This is a genomic window from Streptomyces sp. NPDC060027 (genome assembly GCF_042737005.1).
Classification (GTDB): domain Bacteria; phylum Actinomycetota; class Actinomycetes; order Streptomycetales; family Streptomycetaceae; genus Streptomyces.
Genome location: NZ_JBHWVI010000426.1, coordinates 1 through 2299, shown reverse-complemented (window position 1 = coordinate 2299; position 2299 = coordinate 1). Strand labels below are relative to the sequence as shown.

The following is a 2299-nucleotide window of genomic DNA, read 5'->3' as shown; positions in this document are numbered from 1 at the left end:
GCAGAGCCCGGTGCCCGGGAGCCCCGGAGCCCGAGTCGCGCGGGTGGCGGTGGGGCGACAGCCGCTGCGTCGCCCCACAAGACCACCGCCCCGTTCGTCCCGCAGGAGCCTGTGCGCACGCTCCGGGCGGTGCCTCTCCTCGCGGGAGGGCGGTCCGTACGAACGGCCGATGACACCCGCGGCCACGTACTGGCGTACGAGAGAGATCCGGACAACCGCGTCGCGGTACGCGGACACCCCGGTCCGGCGCCCGCCGGACCGACGGCCGCGACCGCGCGTTCCGCGCGCCGCCCCTCCTCGCGCGCCGCTCCGGGGCCGCGGCGGCCATCGCCGCCCCGTACGGCACCACCGCCCGACGCCCCGGCCGCCATCGGACGAGACACCCCGCGGACCGCCAACCTCTCCTCGCGCGCGCCGACTTCGGGACCCGGCACACCGAGCCCGACCAGCGGCTGGACCACGTCCCGCGGGCCCGGGGGCCGACGGCGACGCGGAGGGCCGCGCGAGCTTCCCGAACCCACCGGCGAGCGGCCGGTGTTGACCGCGGGACGGCGCGGGCGCGGGGACTTCGGGAGCCGGCGGACGTATGCCTACGATCCGGCGTTCCGCCCACCCGCCCGGCGCACGCGCGGAAGCGGCCGGAGTCCGGCCCACGCCTCCGCGACGCCGCCGGCCCCGAGAACGGGTATCCCGCCCTGGTGGTCGGCCCTTTCGTCCCGCGCGAGCCGGCCGCGCGCGCAGGGGCGGGCGGGCTCACTCGGTGGCGCGAACTGTAACCCTCACACTCCCTCGATGTGACAGCGATGTGACGGGTGCATGAAACGGTTTGCCGAACATGCGTAGGGTGCAAACAACTCATCAGAAGGAGCGGGCCGGAAATCCGGGCGGTTCGCGGACCGACGACGCGAGGGAGGGAGCCGGAGCCATGGGCGACCACAAAGAACAGCCCCTTCGGGTGGGTGCGGCCGTACGGCGACGGCGTCGGGCACTACGGCTCACCCTCGCCGTGGTGGCCGAGCGCAGCGGCCTGTCGGTGCCCTTTCTCAGCCAGGTGGAGAACGAGCGGGCGCGGCCCAGCAAGAGCTCCCTGGAGAGAGTCGCCGACGCCCTCGGCACCACCGCCGTCGACCTGCTGGCCGCCGCCGACCCGGCGTGCAGTGTCGACGTCGTGCGCGCCGACGCGGGCGCCGAGTTCACGCCCGACGCCCATATGCGCCCCCTGGTGCGCGGTCACCACCAGATGCACGCCACCGAGTTCACCGGCGACCACGAAGAGGGACGCGAACTCCAGCACCGCAACGACAAGTTGATGTACGTCGCCGACGGTGCCGTCGAGGTCGAGGCGGAGGGGCGCGCCCATCGCCTCGGCCGAGGTGACACGCTCTATCTGACCGGCGGTGTGCGGCACCGCTGGCGCGCCACCGTGCCGGACACCCGGGTGGTCGTGGTCGAGGTCGCCGACCACATCGACGCGGTGGAGGACCGGCACAACGCCGGCAAGCGCTGAGCGCCGCGGGCGGGACACGGCGGGCGATGACGGCGAGGGAGAGGCGGACGGGCATGCGGGTGGTGTCCCTCGTGCCCTCGCTCACGGAGGCCGTGGCCGTGACGGTCCCCGGCGCCCTGGCCGGCGCGACCGACTGGTGCAGCCACCCCGCGGACCTCGACGTCGTACGGATCGGGGGCACCAAGAACCCCGACGTCGACGCCGTCGTACGGCTCGCGCCCGACCTCGTCGTCGCCAACGAGGAGGAGAACCGGGAGCCCGATCTGACCGCCCTGCGGGAGGCCGGCATCGAGGTGCTGGTCACCGAGGTGCGGGATGTGCCGGGGGCCCTTCGGGAACTGGACCGGGTGCTCCGCGCGTGCGGTGCGCCCACCCGTCCGCGCTGGCTGGACGAGGCGGAGGCCGCGTGGGAGGAACCGCCCGCCCCGGTACGCCGTACGACCGCGATCGTGCCGGTCTGGCGGCGGCCCTGGATGGTGCTGGGCCGCGACACCTTCGCCGGAGACGTCCTGGCCCGGCTGGGCGTCGACAACCTCTACGCGCGCCACGAGGAGCGCTATCCCCGCATCCCGCTCACCGAGCTGACCGCGGCGGCCCCCGATCTCGTGGTGCTGCCCGACGAGCCGTACCGCTTCACCGCCGACGACGGGCCGGAGTCCTTCGCAGGGGTGCCCTGCGCCCTGGTCGACGGCCGCCTGCTGACCTGGTACGGACCGTCGCTGGCCGAGGCCCCCGCGCGGCTCGGCGAGGCGCTGCGGGCTGCCGACCGCTGACCGGGCCGCCGGACCGTGG

Annotated in this window: 2 protein-coding genes; both read left to right on the top strand. The window is 75.1% G+C overall.

Going from position 1 to position 2299, the window contains the following annotated elements; translation table 11 throughout:
* Positions 1 to 925: 925 nt before the first annotated feature.
* Positions 926 to 1507 carry a helix-turn-helix domain-containing protein gene (locus ACFWBT_RS42665; RefSeq protein ID WP_385710137.1) on the top strand — a complete coding sequence of 194 codons (582 nt, stop codon included), beginning with the start codon at positions 926 to 928 and terminating at the stop codon, positions 1505 to 1507.
* 53 nt (positions 1508 to 1560) lie between these two features.
* On the top strand, positions 1561 to 2280 hold the full coding sequence (locus ACFWBT_RS42660) for a helical backbone metal receptor (protein WP_385710134.1): 720 nt from the start codon (positions 1561 to 1563) through the stop codon (positions 2278 to 2280).
* The last annotated feature ends 19 nt before the right edge of the window (positions 2281 to 2299 follow it).

Excerpts from the sequence above, each read along its gene's own strand:
- ACFWBT_RS42665 (WP_385710137.1), top strand. The coding sequence starts at position 926 with ATGGGCGACCACAAAGAACAGCCCCTTCGGGTGGGTGCGGCCGTACGG.
- ACFWBT_RS42660 (WP_385710134.1), top strand. The coding sequence starts at position 1,561 with ATGCGGGTGGTGTCCCTCGTGCCCTCGCTCACGGAGGCCGTGGCCGTG.